17 protein-coding genes are annotated in these 14,203 nt (G+C 46.2%); 13 read left to right on the top strand and 4 right to left on the bottom strand.

Going from position 1 to position 14,203, the window contains the following annotated elements; translation table 11 throughout:
* Nucleotides 1-3 precede the first annotated feature (3 nt).
* Nucleotides 4-1,437, bottom strand: coding sequence for a DNA cytosine methyltransferase (locus NC997_RS22390; RefSeq protein ID WP_190524015.1), 1,434 nt, complete (start codon nt 1,435-1,437; stop codon nt 4-6).
* Between the two features lie 148 nt (nt 1,438-1,585).
* Between NC997_RS22390 and NC997_RS22385 the strand changes: the two genes are divergently transcribed.
* From NC997_RS22385 to NC997_RS22370, 4 genes are all read left to right on the top strand, one after another.
* Nucleotides 1,586-1,771, top strand: coding sequence for a hypothetical protein (locus tag NC997_RS22385; RefSeq protein WP_190524010.1), 186 nt, complete (start codon nt 1,586-1,588; stop codon nt 1,769-1,771).
* A gap of 150 nt (nt 1,772-1,921) precedes the next feature.
* The gene (locus NC997_RS22380) at nt 1,922-3,355 is read left to right on the top strand and encodes a hypothetical protein (protein WP_190524150.1); all 1,434 of its coding nucleotides are present in this window, start codon (nt 1,922-1,924) and stop codon (nt 3,353-3,355) included.
* A gap of 86 nt (nt 3,356-3,441) precedes the next feature.
* Nucleotides 3,442-3,672 carry a hypothetical protein gene (locus NC997_RS22375; RefSeq protein ID WP_190429772.1) on the top strand — a complete coding sequence of 77 codons (231 nt, stop codon included), beginning with the start codon at nt 3,442-3,444 and terminating at the stop codon, nt 3,670-3,672.
* Nucleotides 3,673-3,682: 10 nt separating this feature from the next.
* Nucleotides 3,683-3,952: a hypothetical protein gene (locus NC997_RS22370; protein ID WP_199305997.1), complete on the top strand. Its 270-nt coding sequence runs from the start codon at nt 3,683-3,685 to the stop codon at nt 3,950-3,952.
* Here NC997_RS22370 and NC997_RS22365 read toward each other — a convergent pair.
* A complete protein-coding gene (locus NC997_RS22365) occupies nt 3,944-4,585 on the bottom strand; it encodes a DUF4262 domain-containing protein (protein WP_190524007.1) in 642 nt (213 codons plus the stop codon). The genes NC997_RS22370 and NC997_RS22365 overlap by 9 nt on opposite strands.
* 139 nt (nt 4,586-4,724) lie before the next feature.
* Between NC997_RS22365 and NC997_RS22360 the strand changes: the two genes are divergently transcribed.
* Both NC997_RS22360 and NC997_RS22355 read left to right on the top strand, forming a co-directional pair.
* On the top strand, nt 4,725-4,874 hold the full coding sequence (locus tag NC997_RS22360) for a hypothetical protein (protein ID WP_190524004.1): 150 nt from the start codon (nt 4,725-4,727) through the stop codon (nt 4,872-4,874).
* A 58-nt stretch (nt 4,875-4,932) separates the two neighbouring features.
* Nucleotides 4,933-5,127, top strand: a complete 195-nt coding sequence (locus NC997_RS22355) for a hypothetical protein (RefSeq protein WP_190429779.1) — start codon at nt 4,933-4,935, stop codon at nt 5,125-5,127.
* Between the two features lie 130 nt (nt 5,128-5,257).
* On the opposite strand, the gene NC997_RS22350 is transcribed toward NC997_RS22355, so the two are convergent.
* Entirely contained in the window at nt 5,258-5,683 is a 426-nt protein-coding gene (locus NC997_RS22350; protein WP_190429778.1) for a late competence development ComFB family protein, read from the bottom strand.
* A 732-nt stretch (nt 5,684-6,415) separates the two neighbouring features.
* Between NC997_RS22350 and NC997_RS22345 the strand changes: the two genes are divergently transcribed.
* From NC997_RS22345 to NC997_RS22325, 5 genes are all read left to right on the top strand, one after another.
* Nucleotides 6,416-6,967: a hypothetical protein gene (locus NC997_RS22345; protein ID WP_190524001.1), complete on the top strand. Its 552-nt coding sequence runs from the start codon at nt 6,416-6,418 to the stop codon at nt 6,965-6,967.
* Between the two features lie 18 nt (nt 6,968-6,985).
* Nucleotides 6,986-7,531 carry an RNA 2'-phosphotransferase gene (locus NC997_RS22340; RefSeq protein ID WP_190523998.1) on the top strand — a complete coding sequence of 182 codons (546 nt, stop codon included), beginning with the start codon at nt 6,986-6,988 and terminating at the stop codon, nt 7,529-7,531.
* Nucleotides 7,532-7,602: 71 nt separating this feature from the next.
* Nucleotides 7,603-8,811: an AAA family ATPase gene (locus NC997_RS22335; RefSeq protein WP_190432469.1), complete on the top strand. Its 1,209-nt coding sequence runs from the start codon at nt 7,603-7,605 to the stop codon at nt 8,809-8,811.
* 307 nt (nt 8,812-9,118) lie between these two features.
* On the top strand, nt 9,119-10,087 hold the full coding sequence (locus NC997_RS22330) for a hypothetical protein (RefSeq protein ID WP_190523995.1): 969 nt from the start codon (nt 9,119-9,121) through the stop codon (nt 10,085-10,087).
* Nucleotides 10,088-10,111: 24 nt separating this feature from the next.
* Nucleotides 10,112-10,753 (top strand): ThiF family adenylyltransferase, encoded by a 642-nt coding sequence (locus tag NC997_RS22325; RefSeq protein WP_190523993.1) that lies wholly within the window; start codon nt 10,112-10,114, stop codon nt 10,751-10,753.
* Nucleotides 10,754-11,155: 402 nt separating this feature from the next.
* On the opposite strand, the gene NC997_RS22320 is transcribed toward NC997_RS22325, so the two are convergent.
* The gene (locus NC997_RS22320) at nt 11,156-11,986 is read right to left on the bottom strand and encodes a DUF1206 domain-containing protein (protein ID WP_242031217.1); all 831 of its coding nucleotides are present in this window, start codon (nt 11,984-11,986) and stop codon (nt 11,156-11,158) included.
* Nucleotides 11,987-12,160: 174 nt separating this feature from the next.
* On the opposite strand from NC997_RS22320, the gene rppA reads away from it, so the two are divergent.
* The gene (gene rppA / locus NC997_RS22315) at nt 12,161-12,853 is read left to right on the top strand and encodes a two-component system response regulator RppA (RefSeq protein WP_190523990.1); all 693 of its coding nucleotides are present in this window, start codon (nt 12,161-12,163) and stop codon (nt 12,851-12,853) included.
* A 99-nt stretch (nt 12,854-12,952) separates the two neighbouring features.
* Nucleotides 12,953-14,110 carry a two-component system sensor histidine kinase RppB gene (gene rppB / locus NC997_RS22310; protein WP_190523987.1) on the top strand — a complete coding sequence of 386 codons (1,158 nt, stop codon included), beginning with the start codon at nt 12,953-12,955 and terminating at the stop codon, nt 14,108-14,110.
* Nucleotides 14,111-14,203: the final 93 nt, after the last annotated feature.

Here is a 14,203-nt window from a genome sequence, read left to right as displayed (position 1 = left end):
CAATCAACCATGACGATTGACGCTTATCCAATAGTGAGCCGCGTCCCACGGGTTAAACCTCACTAGCTCGATATCACCCAAATTTATCGGCTGTTGTGGCATGGGTGGTCTGATCCCTAAGGCAGCAATAACTTGATACCCGACGGCTCTTGCCAGTTTTGGCGGCACGGCGTTTCCAATTTGTCGAAACCCGTGCCATTTTGTTGTGTGGAAGCGGAACCAGTCCGGAAAAGAGTGCAGTCGCGCCGCCTCGCGGACTGAAATCACTCTGGGATAAGTTGGATGAATCGGACGGGGAGAGGTGTAGCGACCGCCTCCAGAACCCGTACCGGCGCGTAAGGTATGAGACAGCGTATCCCAATTCAACCGTCGAAAGCGACTCACCGATTCTAGCTGTCCGGGCACTGTTTTCTCGAACCGTTCAATCGAAGCTACCGTGTGTTGGGTTCGCAGAGAGCTAGTCAACAGATGAGGATTGACTAGCCGAGGATAGGCGAAATTATTCGGTTCGGGTGCAATCCCCATTAAGTGCTGTGCATAGATGCTGGCTAATGTCTCCATCTGCTCTAGTTGTCGCTGCTGTAGCAAGACTTCATCAGTTGTCAGGAGTTCGGGAAAATCATCTAGGTTGGGGAGATCGGCGATCGCATCCTTCACGGTCACTCGAAAGGATAAAGAGTGCAGGCTCAAAGGATTCTTCTTTTTGCCTCTTTTCTTTGGCAAGGAAGTCTTTGGCAAGGAAATATCGGGGAATAAAGTATCGGAGAATGAAGTATCGGGGAAGGTTGTCTTAACGCCTTTACCTGCGACAAAACCTGCGACAACAGGATAAGACAAAGGCACCTCCCCGGCACGAGTTCCTAATAAAAATAGCCTTTTCCGATTCTGCGGCACCCCAAAATCCGCCGCATTTAATACCTGCACGGGTTCGGTGATGTGGTACTCAACGGATTTAAACGCGCTCTTGAGCTGTTCGAGATAAATCGCGTGTTCTTTCTGAGCAATGCCGGGTACGTTCTCCATGAGAAAGTAACGGGGTTGCAGTTCAATGACTAATCGACAGAAATGCAATACCAAATCGTTGCGCTCATCGTCGAGACGCCGCTTGCCCATTAAAGAGAACCCTTGGCAAGGGGGTCCCCCAATTGCTAAATCGATTTCACCATTCCAAGCGGGTGCGGGTGGGGAAACCCCGCTGCTACCCTTGTGCAATGCCCATCTCTGTAACGCTTTTCTAATCGCTTCAGCGGATAGCGTCCTCGCATCGGCACACAAAACCTCGGTATGGGGAAAGTTAAAGGCGTGAACGGCTGCGTGAACGGGGTCAACTTCAACTGCCACCGCTACATCAAACCCAGCCTGCTCAATCCCTAAAGAAAATCCACCCGCACCCGCAAATAAATCGACCGCAACCGGACGGCGATAGAAATGAACCATCCCCATACAGGTGTTCTGACTTGGTAGAGAATTTGTATTCTATCGTCAGTCTCTAAAGCGCAAAAATTTTTTTCCAGTCTCTTGACGGTATTGTATTACTTTTGTAGTATATAGAAGTATCTGATTTTGAAGCCATCTGGCAGTAGCCGTGGAAGCGAAACCGACGCTTTTAGGCGACGGGATTTTATCTCAAAGAGCAGACGGCACTTATATTTTTCTGCTCCGCGCCCAGATGAGTGAAGCATACACACCTAGGGTTCTGGTTGTCGTGGGTTCAAATCCCATTCTCTCCAATTGGAGATGTAGCTCAGTGGTAGAGTACCAGAAAAAGTGAAACGGCTTTGCCGACTTGCGCGGAGCTTATAATTTCCAATTCTTCAAGCGTTCGCCCCGTATCCAAACCGAGAAAGCTTACATACTTATTTCCAAAGTAACTAAGAGCTTTCTCAACTTGTACGGGGTGACTTATATCGAGGTGATTCCTGTGGAAACAGCCGAGCGCGACTTGCGTTTAGATATGTTAAATAGTCTGCTAACCACGCCTCACCGGGAGCTAGAGAAGGTGAGTGAAGTTCACAGGACGATGGTGGAAAGCGACCCCATCTTCTACGGACATTTAGCAGTCTGGTATCAGCGCAACGGGGATGTCCGCGACCACAAAGAGGTATTTGTGGGGAGTCTGCTAAGCAGTAGCTTAGGGGAACACCGCGATGCTGGTTATGTGCTTTTGCAAGAGTTTCCGCCATATCAAGTTGCGCGGATTGTAGACTTCTTGAAGCAACACCGGGGTAAGTTGCCGCGTTCTACTCGGACTGCGGTGCGGCGCTATCTGAAGGAACGGGAGAAAAATCCTGTATTCTTCGATCGGGCAGCGCTCCGGGCACGGAGTGCGATGAAGCACCTGTATGCTAGCTTGCATATTAAACCGAGCGATCGCGCGGATGCAGTGTTATTCAAGGACAACCCGCCAGAAGATAGTTTAGCCTTTGCGCTAAAGCTGATGGCGATCGCATCTTCACCCTTAGAACAAGCGCAACTAATTGTAGAACACAAAATTCCCTACACAGTTGCCGTGGGAGCCATCAAACAGATGACCCCCACCGTGCTAGTCGCGCTAATTAACTCCATGACACCCCAAGAGGTGATTAATAACCTCAAGTCACTCCAAACTCGCGGTGCGATGGAAAACCCCCAGGTAAAAGCACTCATCGACGAGAAATTGGAGAAAGCGCAAGGAGATGTCCGAGTAGCGGCTCTCAAGGCGCGTGTAGCAGCAGATGCGGCAGAATTAGACGCCGATACCGCTGCACGGTTAGAGCGCGTCATGGACGAACAGGTAAAAAAGCGTGGCAAAATTGCTAAACCGACTGCCTTATTAGTTGATAAATCTAGCTCGATGGAGAGTGCCATCGAAGTCGGAAAGCGCATTGCCGCTTTAATTTCCGGTATGGCGGCGGCAGATTTATTCGTCTACGCTTTCGACACCATGCCTTACCCCGTCAAAGCGACTGGGAACCAGTTGAGTGACTGGGAACGGGCATTCCAGCACATCAAGGCAAACGGTGCCACCAGCATCGGTTGCGGGTTGGAAGCGATGCGCCTAAGAAAGCAGCTGGTTGAGCAAATCATCCTGGTGACGGACGGAGGAGAAAATAAAGCTCCCTACTTTGTGGAAACTTTCGACGCCTACAAGCGCGATCTCAAAGTAGAGCCAAGCGTCCTCATCGTCAAAGTAGGTTATTCCTACGATTGGTTAGAGCGCAAGTTACAGGAAAAACAGGCGCAGATAGATACTTTCACCTTTGCGGGTGATTACTACTCGTTGCCGAACTTGATGCCACTTTTATCTCGTCCTTCGCGTCTAGAGTTGCTGATGGAAATTCTGGAGACACCTTTGCCAGTCCGGGATGACAAGTAGGGGTAGGTTTTAAAAAACTTACCCTGACAAAAAAAGTAGGGTGGGCACTGCCCACCCTACGCTGGACTGCATAGGTTTCGCTATCGGTGAAATATATCAACGATAAATGTAGATTTGCCGCTAGTGGCAAATCCTTGCCAAAAATATATTCATCCCAAAAAGATGCCATGAGCGAAATACAGACAGCGTACAAAGTGGTAGCCCTTGCCGTATGGCAAATTGCTGGCGAAGAGCATCCCGATGATTTAGCAATATTAAAACGAATTTTTCGCGTTAAAGCAAAGGGAAAAAGAATTCAGACTTATTTCAAATTTTAATAAATTTGTCATGAGCATTTTTAAAGTAGAAATAGTCAAAATTAATAGCGCCAATCCTCACCCAAATGCAGACAGATTAGACATTTGCACGTTTGAAGGGATGGCGTATCAGGTTATTACCGCCAAGGGTAATTTCAAATCTGGGGATTTGGCGTTCTACTTTCCGATTGATAGTATTATTTCCGAAAAGTTTTTAGATGAATTGAGGATTCGTCCTTATTACTCTAAAAAACTACGGGCAGTTACAACTATACCAAGCAAACCCTACAACTCAGGTTAGCAAGGGTTGAGCTTGAATTGGGCGGAACCCTTCATCCCAAGGCCAGCGGTATTCTTTGTCTTGCCAAATCATCTGGATAACAGGATAGTGGAGACCTCCGTTAAACCAAGAAGCCCAGCAGGTGTATTCTGTTTTTGCCTTGTTACTACAAAGTTTAAATTGGAGCTGATAACCGTCGGCAAGTACGCCATCCAAAGGAGTATCCAGAGGTGGGGCATTCCCCTCGGCAATTTCCTGAGCGTACTCGTTAATCAGTCCCCCTGAAACGCGATTAGGAAGCCCCAGACATAAGATTTCTGGGTGTTGAAAGTTATACCAAAGTCCAATTGAGTATGTGAACTCTGGTTCGTCATCTTCTTCATTTGGATAAACGCCCATCAAGTGGCAATTATGTGGACTGTACAAAACATTATCGATTACAGATCCTTCGGGGGTATTTTCAATTGTTGTTATTGCTGACATCCAAACATCAGGGGCAATTTCTTTCCCTTGAGCATCGTTAAACAAGGCAGCAGCTTGAACAAATCCGTTATTAATCAAGGCATCCGCCAGGAATGATGTGGCTTTGAGCCGTTCTCCAGCGACCAGATATGTTTGTAGGGTTTCTAGCGCTTGCTCTCTACTGAGTGTCATAGTGTCTATTTTTGAAATGGAGTCACGCTGACTTGGGATGGAGGATTGCAGATTGCAGAAGTCTCAGCTCAAGTATAAGTTTAGCCGCCTTGTTTTTAGCTATTTCATCGCGGATGACAAATCTATCTTCTAGGAGCAGATGCAGCTATCTTACAGAGAAATTGCTTGGTGGATAAGCCTTTGCGCGATCGCTAGAGCCAAAATTGGTACAGAAGAGCGATCGCGTCTTGTCTCTGTTCAAAACTGCGATCGCTACCTCCTCCGCAAGGACGGTACTGAGTTGCATTAGTCAGTATCAAATTTATGGCACGGTATATAGGTGTAGGGGCACACGAGTGTGCGCTCTTATGATTAGAAAAATAGAAACCTACGATTGGCTGGAGCGTCGGTTACAGGAAAAACAGGTGCAAGTAGATACTTTCAGCTTTGCGGGTGACTACTACTCGCTGCCGAATCTTATCCTGCTTTTGTCTCGTCCTTCGCGTCTAGAGTTGCTAATGGAAATTCTGGAGACACCGCTACCAGTACGGGATGATAAGTAACTGCTCAAAGAATGTAGTTGGGTTGAGCGTAAGCTCAACCCAACTATAGAAGGGGTATTAGATTTCGTTACCTTAATCCAACCTACTAATTAAATTTAAAGTGGGACTTGGCTTGTCGTTATGGTAAAAATTATGGTCTATTGATGTAGGCGATCGCTTCTGTGACTTGCTGGGAAATCAGTTGTTGGAGTTCGTCTCTGGCACGTTGTTGCTGATACTCGGCACCTTCTTTTGTGGTGGCATAGAGAGGGGGCACTCTATTCAAGACATAGGCAACAATATCTCTCAGCTTCTGGATGCAATCGCTTGTGGCTTCAATTTCCGCCAACTGTGCGAGCGCCTCTTTTTGCACCAACTCTTCCATCACGTTGACGATCCTTTTCCCCAGATAGGTTGGCTCAAACTCTGCTCCAGTAGGAGGTCTGCGTCGCGGAGGTTTTGGAGGCTCGCCTGAATCAAATTCAGTCAAGGGTGTTGCATCATCAACAAATGATTCAGACAGATAATTTAGCGTAGCTAAAGGATGATTTGATGGTCGGGAATTTGGATTTGTCATATAGCTCATCAGTACCAATGCTTCATTTTTAGCGCGATCTCTTGTAGGGTGGGCATTGCCCGCGAAAATCCCGACATCCCTACACAGAGTAGAATGGCATTGCCCACCAACCCAAGCTTTTATATTAACTTCACTTGACTTAGATCGATGCTTCCAGTTTGAGCCAAAAATTACCTGGCAAGCAATGCCCGCCATTCAGTTCAATCAAAGGTAAATTTATTTTTTACTCAAGATTTTCCAGATGAGTTTTAGAAAATCTAATTAAAAGTCATAGTGCCTTATTCACTGCTTCATCACTTGGAAAAGCCTTAGCAACATTGGGTGCTAGCAATACTAAGTTAGTGCTTTGTTTGTAACGTTCAACATACTTCCCCTTGACATACCCATGCATTTGAGCGCTGTCGTATTCAGCACAAAGTTCATCATCAAACTCGGTGTTAATTTCCTTCTTTATTAAACCTTTGTTCTCTGCGCGTTGCTTCTTTTGCAGCGAGCGCTACCTCCTCGGCAAAGACGGTACTGAGTTGCATTAGCCAAATATCAAACTCATTGCACGGTAATACAGTAGGGGCACACGCCTGTGCGCCCCTATGATTGGGAAAATAGAAACGATCGGGAATCTGCCACAACCATCCTGTAGTACCTTATAATACAAATATTCAATTTCCCTTTCTTCTTTCCCACTCAGGACTCAAGAGGCGATTCATCGCGTCTCTACACATTTAGCCCTCAATGCCGCTTTTTGTAAAAAGTCGCCGCACATCCCTAGATACTTTGCATAAACGCTATGATGCAGCAACGATTCTCGACGTAACTTCTCGCAGTACCGAATCTTGGGTTCGCTTTAGCCCTTTTTATCCGCATGGTGGAATTCCCGTTCCTTTTTCCCCAGGACACTTCAGCTATACCGTTGAAGGAATTTGGCAAGGATTAAAAGTTTTTGAGTCTGCGGATGTAGATCCGGGCAAACTAGCGATCGCTAATATGAAAGGGATCAAGCGCACGACACGAACTTTCGGCAAGGTTCTAGGGCATCGTGCAGGCTTAACCGGAGACAAATTATTGTCCTATGTAGAAGCGCGTCGTGCCATCTACTTACCATCGTATAAATGGGTACTAGAGAACCGCCTTCAGAACCTACTTGCGGAACTCAAACAGCTAAGTGCAGACCAAACAGTATTGTTATTAGATTATGAAACAAACTGCGATTTAGACGATTTATCGAGTCCTTTATCCCACGCAGGATTGGTCAAGCGATATTTAGAAGATGACTGGTATTGTTAAGCTAAAAAGAGCGACTTAATGAATAATTCTCGCTTAGTTAAAATTAGCAAATATCTCAGCAAGCATCTTCGGCATACTCCTGAAGCCATTGGTCTTGAACTTGCACCTGGTGGCTGGGTTGCTGTCGATGAACTTCTAAAAGCGTGTGTAGATCGTTCTTTTATGCTTACTCGTGCTGAACTTGATGAAGTTGTTGCTAAAAATGACAAAAAACGCTTTTCTTTTAACTCAACAGGCACCTTAATTCGAGCGAATCAAGGACATAGTACAGAAGTTGATTTGCAGCTAGAAGCCGTTGTTCCTCCAGATGTGTTATACCACGGTACAGGACAGGGTACAGTCGAATCAATTTTGAGTACGGGATTGTGTAAAATGTCGCGACACCACGTTCATCTATCGAAGGATATTTCCACCGCAAAAACTGTCGGCGCACGGCATGGTCTTCCGGTGGTTTTTGCTGTAGATGCGGCGGCGATGCACAAAGCAGGATATGAATTTTACTGTTCTGAAAATGGGGTTTGGTTGGTGGATTGCGTTCCAGCCGAATACTTGCAACAAATTTAATGGCAGCTTGGAAAAAAATTAAGCGCATTACTTTCTCATCATTCCATCACAAAGCAAGAAGAACTGAAACTATGGGATCGGGATATTTCGGAAACGACGAAAGCAATCCAGGCAACAAAAACCCGCAAGCTAAAGGCTTATTAGGTGCAGGTTGGCGACCCTTAACTCGGCAGATAGACTGGGGATTTCTTTGGCATTTAGTATTTAACGATTCCAAAGAGCTAAGCCAGAAAACTTTGGGTTTAGCAAGCGACATTGCTGATGCAATGGGTCGCAACGAATATACTTGGTGGGCAAATATTTTAAATGTATTTTCTGAAAGTACGCGATATGAAGTTGATGAATTCTGGAATTATATTACCCCAGATCCTCCAACTCCAGATTATCGCTTCCAAGACGTTTTAAGTGTTGATTCGCCTGTGATTCAATTTGTCAGTCGTAACAGCATTCCCATTGAACACGTCCTCAACCGGCTACAAGAAATAACGATTTTCAAAATTCTGGAATTATTGGGTCGTCCAGATATGATTACCCAGTATTATCTAGATCGATATTTTTATTTTCCGGTAGATCGATTTGTTAACTGGGAACGTCTCGATATTATTAACACGGTTTATGCCTATTGGCCTCAACAGCAAGCTTGGCTAGAAATTGAAAATTTAGATCGGGGACGACGACGCTATACCCTAATGGCGAAGGAACTAGCGCCACTGATCAATAAAGCAACTTTCAATCTTGCAGTGATGCTGAGTGGCTACCAAAGTCGTGTAGGAAAAATTCACGGCGAATTTCCAATTCGGTCGTTTCCCGCCGATATTCAAAGCTTTACCGATACGGTACAGCAGGCAATTCTCGACCAAAGCCAGTTGGCGGTTCTCGTCCACGGAGATCCGGGTACGGGGAAAACTGCTTGGACGCAAGCTGTAGCACAAGAAATTCTCGCGCCTCTCGGATATGTGATTTTTATTCTGGATCACGATGCGGTTGAGAATTTTGTGCCGCCAAGTTACTTAGAGCGAATTTGTCTAATTATCAACGAAGCGGATAATTTAGCCAAAAATCGCGCTTCTGAAGCTGCTCAAAATAATAATAAGACGGAGCATATTTTGAGCTTACTGGATGGAACATTGTATCAAAGCGTAATTGATGATTCGGGAATTCATACGAAGCAAAAGTTAGTGGTTTTGATGACTTGCAATACAACTGAAAGATTAGATCCAGCCGTTTTACGCAAGGGAAGAGTTGATTTTACCTATGAATTCGCTCACCGATTTGTGTAAGGTTAGATAAATGAAGATACAAGGTTGTTATTTAACCACAAATAAACAAAGAAAGAAGAAGAGACATATATGTATTCTATTTAACTGGCGGCATAAGCTTTGCTGAACAACGGCAGACGGAAAAGGCAATAGTGTTATGTTAATTTAAACACCCATTTTGTAGGCTGGATTGAGGTAACGAAACTCAGCATCATCCTGGGAATATCGGTTTTCGCCGCTCAATCAAACCTACAGTTGCCCGCAGTCAGCCTTATCACTATTTACAAAAAAAATTAACTAAGCCAAACATCTTAATCAAGGCAATATCATGACAGATATTCGCAACCTCCTTAACCAAATTGCTGCACAGGAAGTGCAATTGCGCGATACTCAGTTTCTCGCACCATGCGTAGGTGGGGGGAAAGTACGCGCTTCTGTAGCGGGGATGGTTTATACCTTTAAACCGCAGCCACAAGACTTTGAAGGATGGGGCATTTTTCAGCCGATAAATGAGAAAAAGGCTGAAATGGTGGATGAAGCAAACTTGCCGCAGGTGGCGGAATATCTGCGACTGCTGAAGCCGTTGCGCTTGCGTCTGGCTTATGTGTTGCAAGGACAAACTTGGCTTGCGTACCCTGTTAACGAATCTGATATGCAGCAGCGCTTGGGTGCCGCTAAGCCAGTGCCGGTATATTTAGTTACTGAGGGTGCAGCATTTGAGCCAATAATTGCGCGTTGGGATGGCAGCGCTTGGTGGTTTGATGAACTGGATCGACGTGCCGATCCGCTGGTGGCGGAACAACTCAGAGAACAATTGAGGAATGGGACGGAAACGGAAAATCTTCGCTTTGCGGGGATGACGCCAGAGATGCGTACCGTCTATGACTTGGCGTTACAGCAGACAGAAGAATATCAACGCCGAAGGCAGCAACAACTTGAAGAAGAACGCTTGCGCCAGCAGCGACGGGATACAAGACGCCAGCAGCAAGCACAACGCCCATACAGACACTACCAAGAGGTACGGCAAGATCCGGATCGGCGGGCGATGTCAGGTGATGAAAGCCGCGTGCGCGATGCCTTGGGGATGGGTGGTGGCGAACTCGAAGATGTGCGCGATCGCGGTGACTTTTGGCAAGTCGAGTGGACAACCCGCAGCGGTGAACGTCACATCTCTGCCATTGACAAGCGCGATTTGACAGTGATTAGTTCTGGCATTTGCCTAAGCGGACGCGATCGCGATTTTGACTTGCAATCCCTCGTTGGCGTTATCGAAGCGCGAGATAACTGGGACTTTTGAATTAGTCATTAGCCATTAGCAAAAATGTCTATCTTCTTTCACGAACAACTCCACAGAACATCCGCACTGATGGCGAAGCTAAAAGACTTCCCGGTGACGGTGTGCGGTGCGGGGGCGCTGGGGGCGAATATTACTGAAAATCTTGCACGTTCTGGCTTTGGGAAGCTGGTGGTTATCGATCGCGATCGCATTGAGGAACGCAACCTTTCTACTCAGCCTTACTACCGCTCAGATGTTGGCGCTTACAAAGCTAAAATTCTCACCAATACCCTCTACCGTGCTTTGGGTGTTGCTGTTGATGGGCGTCCGAAAGAATTAACATCGGCAAATGCTGCCCAGTTGCTTAGTGGTAGCAGTGTTGTTATTGATACTTTTGATAACAGCATCAGCCGTCAAGCTGTCAAAGATTATTGCACAGCGGCAAATATTCCTTGTCTGCACGTTGGCTTAGCTTCCGATTATGCTGAAATTATCTGGAACGAAATTTACCGCGTTCCTTCACCAGTAAACGATGACGTTTGCGACTACCCGTTAGCGCGAAATTTAGTAATGTTGGCTGTTGCCGTAGCGAGTGAAGTAATTATTAATTTTGTCGCCACTGGTAATCGGGAAAGTTTCACGGTGACACTGGGAGATTTTGCCGTCAAACCATTTGATAAGTTTTGAATTTTGAATTTTACAGTGCAGATATTTTACCGATGGTTGAGAAGTGAGAGGATAAGCTTGAAAAATAGCGTTAGTTTCTATTAATCAAAGAAAGTGCAGCCTTTCTGATTCGGTGCGTTACTAATTTTTCAGCTCCCAGAGCAATCAGGAAACCCCCTCCAAGACAAGCAGCTTTTGAGAGATTTCCGCTCTCAAGAACGAATCCAGAAATTGCCGCCGCTACTCCTAGAACTACATATAACTGGAGCAGCCAAAGTGGTTGAAGCTTAAGATCCTTCAGTAACAACTCATCATGCTTGTTGAGCATAGGACTTAGAAATATCTGAAGTTAGGAACATACCTAACTATCTATTCAACCACCGTAAAGCCTATCTTTGCTATTACCTCTGCATTAAAAATTGACTACCTGGTAGCAAAATGGCGGTATCGAGCTTCTACGAAATTATAAATACCGTAAGCGATTAAACCAAGCGCCACAGTTCCTAACAACCAAGGGCCAAAAGGTTGTTGTGCCAGTGCAGCTAGCGCCCCACCTAGCCCCTGAACTTGGTTAGCATCAGACTGCCGCGCCGCTTGGAGCAGAAAAAGACCAGTAATGCTAAAAACGACACCACGGGCAGCAATCCCAAATCTGCCCGCAAAGGTCGCCCATTTCTCCTCTTTTTCGCTCATCTGGTTGACTTTCCACTTTTTGCGGAATTTCGCTTTATAGGCTCTGTAAAATTGATAGAAGCCCATGCCGATGACAGCAGCTCCCACAATTCCAACTAGAAATTGACCGAAGGGCTGCGCTAACAAGCGTGCTGTCCAGTCTTGGGACGAATTACTATTACCGCCGCCTCCCGAACCCATGATCAGCTTAATCGCACTCCAGGCTAAACCAGCATAGATTAAGCCGCTGCCAACCGCTCCCAAGCGCGATGCAAGACCTTTGGCATCGGTGCCTTTGTTTTCCGGATCGGCGATCGCTTCTACGAAACGCCACAACACGTACCCAACCAAACCCAAAGCAACGATTGCCAGCAAGAATTTCCCAAACGGCTGTGTCACAATCGTCACCAGCGCACCCTCTGTATCGGTGGTTCTGCCGCCTGCACCAAAGGCTGCCTGCGCTGCCAGCACTCCCACCGTAGCGTAAACTACCCCTCTCGCCCCAAAGCCCAAACGTGCCAGTCTTTCCACCCATGTAGATGCATCGTCTGGTGTCATCGGTTGGTTTGGTCTAGTCTGCATTTTTTTTTCTGCGTGGGAGCAGGGAAATTGTGGTTTGCTACCAATCTTGTAGCAATATTTACTCTTATCTACATCTACCAAAGTGCTTAAAATACTGCTGTAGAGGCGCAATTTCTTTGCCCCTACAGAGTGCTACCTTGCTGATGTGTAGCAAATCGAAGAAAAAAGGGGATTATGCGGGTTCTCCTAGTTGAAGATGAGCCAGATTTAGGGGCGGCAATTAAGCGAACTCTCAGTCAAGAAGCGTATGTGGTTGACTGGGTTCTGGATGGCACGCAGGCATGGGAGTTTTTAGAAACCCAGTGGACGCAATATACGCTGGCTATTTTTGACTGGTTACTGCCAGGATTATCAGGAATTGAGTTATGTCAGCGACTGCGGGGGAAAAACAATCCTCTGCCGGTTTTGATGTTAACTGCTAAAGATCGCATGGAAGATAAGGTGGCTGGATTGGATGCTGGTGCAGATGACTATTTGGTGAAGCCGTTTGGTATGGCGGAACTGTTGGCACGATTACGCGCATTACAAAGGCGATCGCCTCAGCTTCATCCCCAACACCTACAAGTAGGAAACCTGACTTTAGATTACGGTACTCATACGGTTTGGTCTCAGAATACATTGGATGACAAACAAATCATTCCTCTAACTAGCAAGGAATTTCAATTGCTGGAATATTTTATGAAGCATCCTAACCAAATTCTTACCCGCGATCAGTTGCTAAGTCAGCTTTGGGAATTTAGCGCAGAACCGATGAGTAATGTGGTAGCCGCGCAGATGCGATTGTTGCGGCGTAAATTAGCGGTTTTTGGGTGCGATCGCTTTATCGAAACTGTCTATGGGATAGGCTATCGTTTGAATAGTCATTAGTCATTGGTTATTAGTTATTAGTCATTAACAAATAGATAATAGCTAATGGAGTTTACCAATTACTAATTCCCAATTACCAATTCCCGATTACCAACTAACGTGAATGAAAACAAACTTTTTCAACTAACTCGTTGGCGACTGGCAGGTTGGTATGCAGGCGTCATGGGAGTGATTTTAAGCTTGTGTGGAGTTGCAGTTTATGAAGCGATCGCTCGTGCGAATTGGGTTGCCCTCGACCGAGAATTAGAATCTGTTGCCGGTACGCTTCACGACAGTATTGAGCCGATTTTGCAGCAACCGGGACGCCTGGAACCTGCTATCCAACAACTGTTGCCGGATATTTGTTTGCTTGGGGAAAAATGCGTTAGTCAGATAGAAAATCCGACTCGGCACACTTTGGGGGCAATTCACCAAGGCGACTACTACGTGCGGCTGCTAGAGAATTCGGGACGCCCAGTTGCCTTGGCAGGACTTCAGCCAGTGGGATTGCTAGCGGCAGATAAAGGCGATCGCGTTTCTACACCCCAATTGTGGCAAATCCTCCAGAATCGCCAGGGCACCCGTTTTCATCAAATTTCTCTATCGCTGCATACCAAAGACAATCGCCCTTGGGGATATCTTCAGGTGGGGCGAAGTCTCAAAGAATTGGACGATCATCTGACTGCCCTGAAATTTATTCTCTTACTGGGGTTGCCCGTGGCAATGATTGTCGTTGCTGGTTCCAGTTGGTGGTTGGCAGGGCTAGCAATGCAACCAATTTACCAATCCTATGGGCAAATCCAACAATTCACAGCCGATGCCGCCCATGAGTTGCGGACGCCCTTAGCGGCAATCCAAGCAACCGTTGAATCGACGTTGAGAATGAATCAACTCAGCGAACTAGAGGCGCGGGATACTCTAAAAACCATTGAACGGCAAAATTACCGCCTATCTGAATTGGTTCGGGATTTATTGCTACTCTCCCGTATGGATCGGCAGGCTTTGTCAATTAAATATCGTCCCGCCTGTCTCAACGATCTTGTCAGCGACGTTGCAGAAGAATTGTCAGCACTAGCGATCGCTGCCGATTTGACGCTTTCTATAGATATTCGCACGCCAGAACCTTTGCACGTCAACGGCGACGAAGAACAGCTGTATCGCCTGATTTTTAACTTAGTGGTGAATGCAATTCAATACACGCCTCCTGGGGGTCAGGTGGCGGTGATTTTAGAGAGCAGCACCCAAGCACTAATTTATATAAGTGCTTATGTAAAATAAATTACACATAATAAAAAGTAGAATAAGCTAAAACAAAAGTCAAGAAAACAAGAGACTTATGAGATTTATTAGAGATTTAAGCCGAGAAACTCA

Source organism: Trichocoleus sp. DQ-A2 (genome assembly GCF_039961915.1).
Taxonomy (GTDB): Bacteria; Cyanobacteriota; Cyanobacteriia; order Cyanobacteriales; family FACHB-T130; genus FACHB-T130.
Note: the sequence above shows the minus strand (reverse complement) of the source record. Positions and strands in the feature narration are given on the sequence as shown.

Excerpts from the sequence above, each read along its gene's own strand:
- NC997_RS22390 (WP_190524015.1), bottom strand. The coding sequence starts at position 1,437 with ATGGTTCATTTCTATCGCCGTCCGGTTGCGGTCGATTTATTTGCGGGT.
- NC997_RS22370 (WP_199305997.1), top strand. The coding sequence starts at position 3,683 with ATGAGCATTTTTAAAGTAGAAATAGTCAAAATTAATAGCGCCAATCCT.
- NC997_RS22365 (WP_190524007.1), bottom strand. The coding sequence starts at position 4,585 with ATGACACTCAGTAGAGAGCAAGCGCTAGAAACCCTACAAACATATCTG.
- NC997_RS22360 (WP_190524004.1), top strand. The coding sequence starts at position 4,725 with ATGCAGCTATCTTACAGAGAAATTGCTTGGTGGATAAGCCTTTGCGCG.
- NC997_RS22355 (WP_190429779.1), top strand. The coding sequence starts at position 4,933 with ATGATTAGAAAAATAGAAACCTACGATTGGCTGGAGCGTCGGTTACAG.
- NC997_RS22350 (WP_190429778.1), bottom strand. The coding sequence starts at position 5,683 with ATGACAAATCCAAATTCCCGACCATCAAATCATCCTTTAGCTACGCTA.
- NC997_RS22345 (WP_190524001.1), top strand. The coding sequence starts at position 6,416 with ATGCCGCTTTTTGTAAAAAGTCGCCGCACATCCCTAGATACTTTGCAT.
- NC997_RS22340 (WP_190523998.1), top strand. The coding sequence starts at position 6,986 with ATGAATAATTCTCGCTTAGTTAAAATTAGCAAATATCTCAGCAAGCAT.
- NC997_RS22335 (WP_190432469.1), top strand. The coding sequence starts at position 7,603 with ATGGGATCGGGATATTTCGGAAACGACGAAAGCAATCCAGGCAACAAA.
- NC997_RS22330 (WP_190523995.1), top strand. The coding sequence starts at position 9,119 with ATGACAGATATTCGCAACCTCCTTAACCAAATTGCTGCACAGGAAGTG.
- NC997_RS22325 (WP_190523993.1), top strand. The coding sequence starts at position 10,112 with ATGTCTATCTTCTTTCACGAACAACTCCACAGAACATCCGCACTGATG.
- NC997_RS22320 (WP_242031217.1), bottom strand. The coding sequence starts at position 11,986 with ATGCAGACTAGACCAAACCAACCGATGACACCAGACGATGCATCTACA.
- rppA (WP_190523990.1), top strand. The coding sequence starts at position 12,161 with ATGCGGGTTCTCCTAGTTGAAGATGAGCCAGATTTAGGGGCGGCAATT.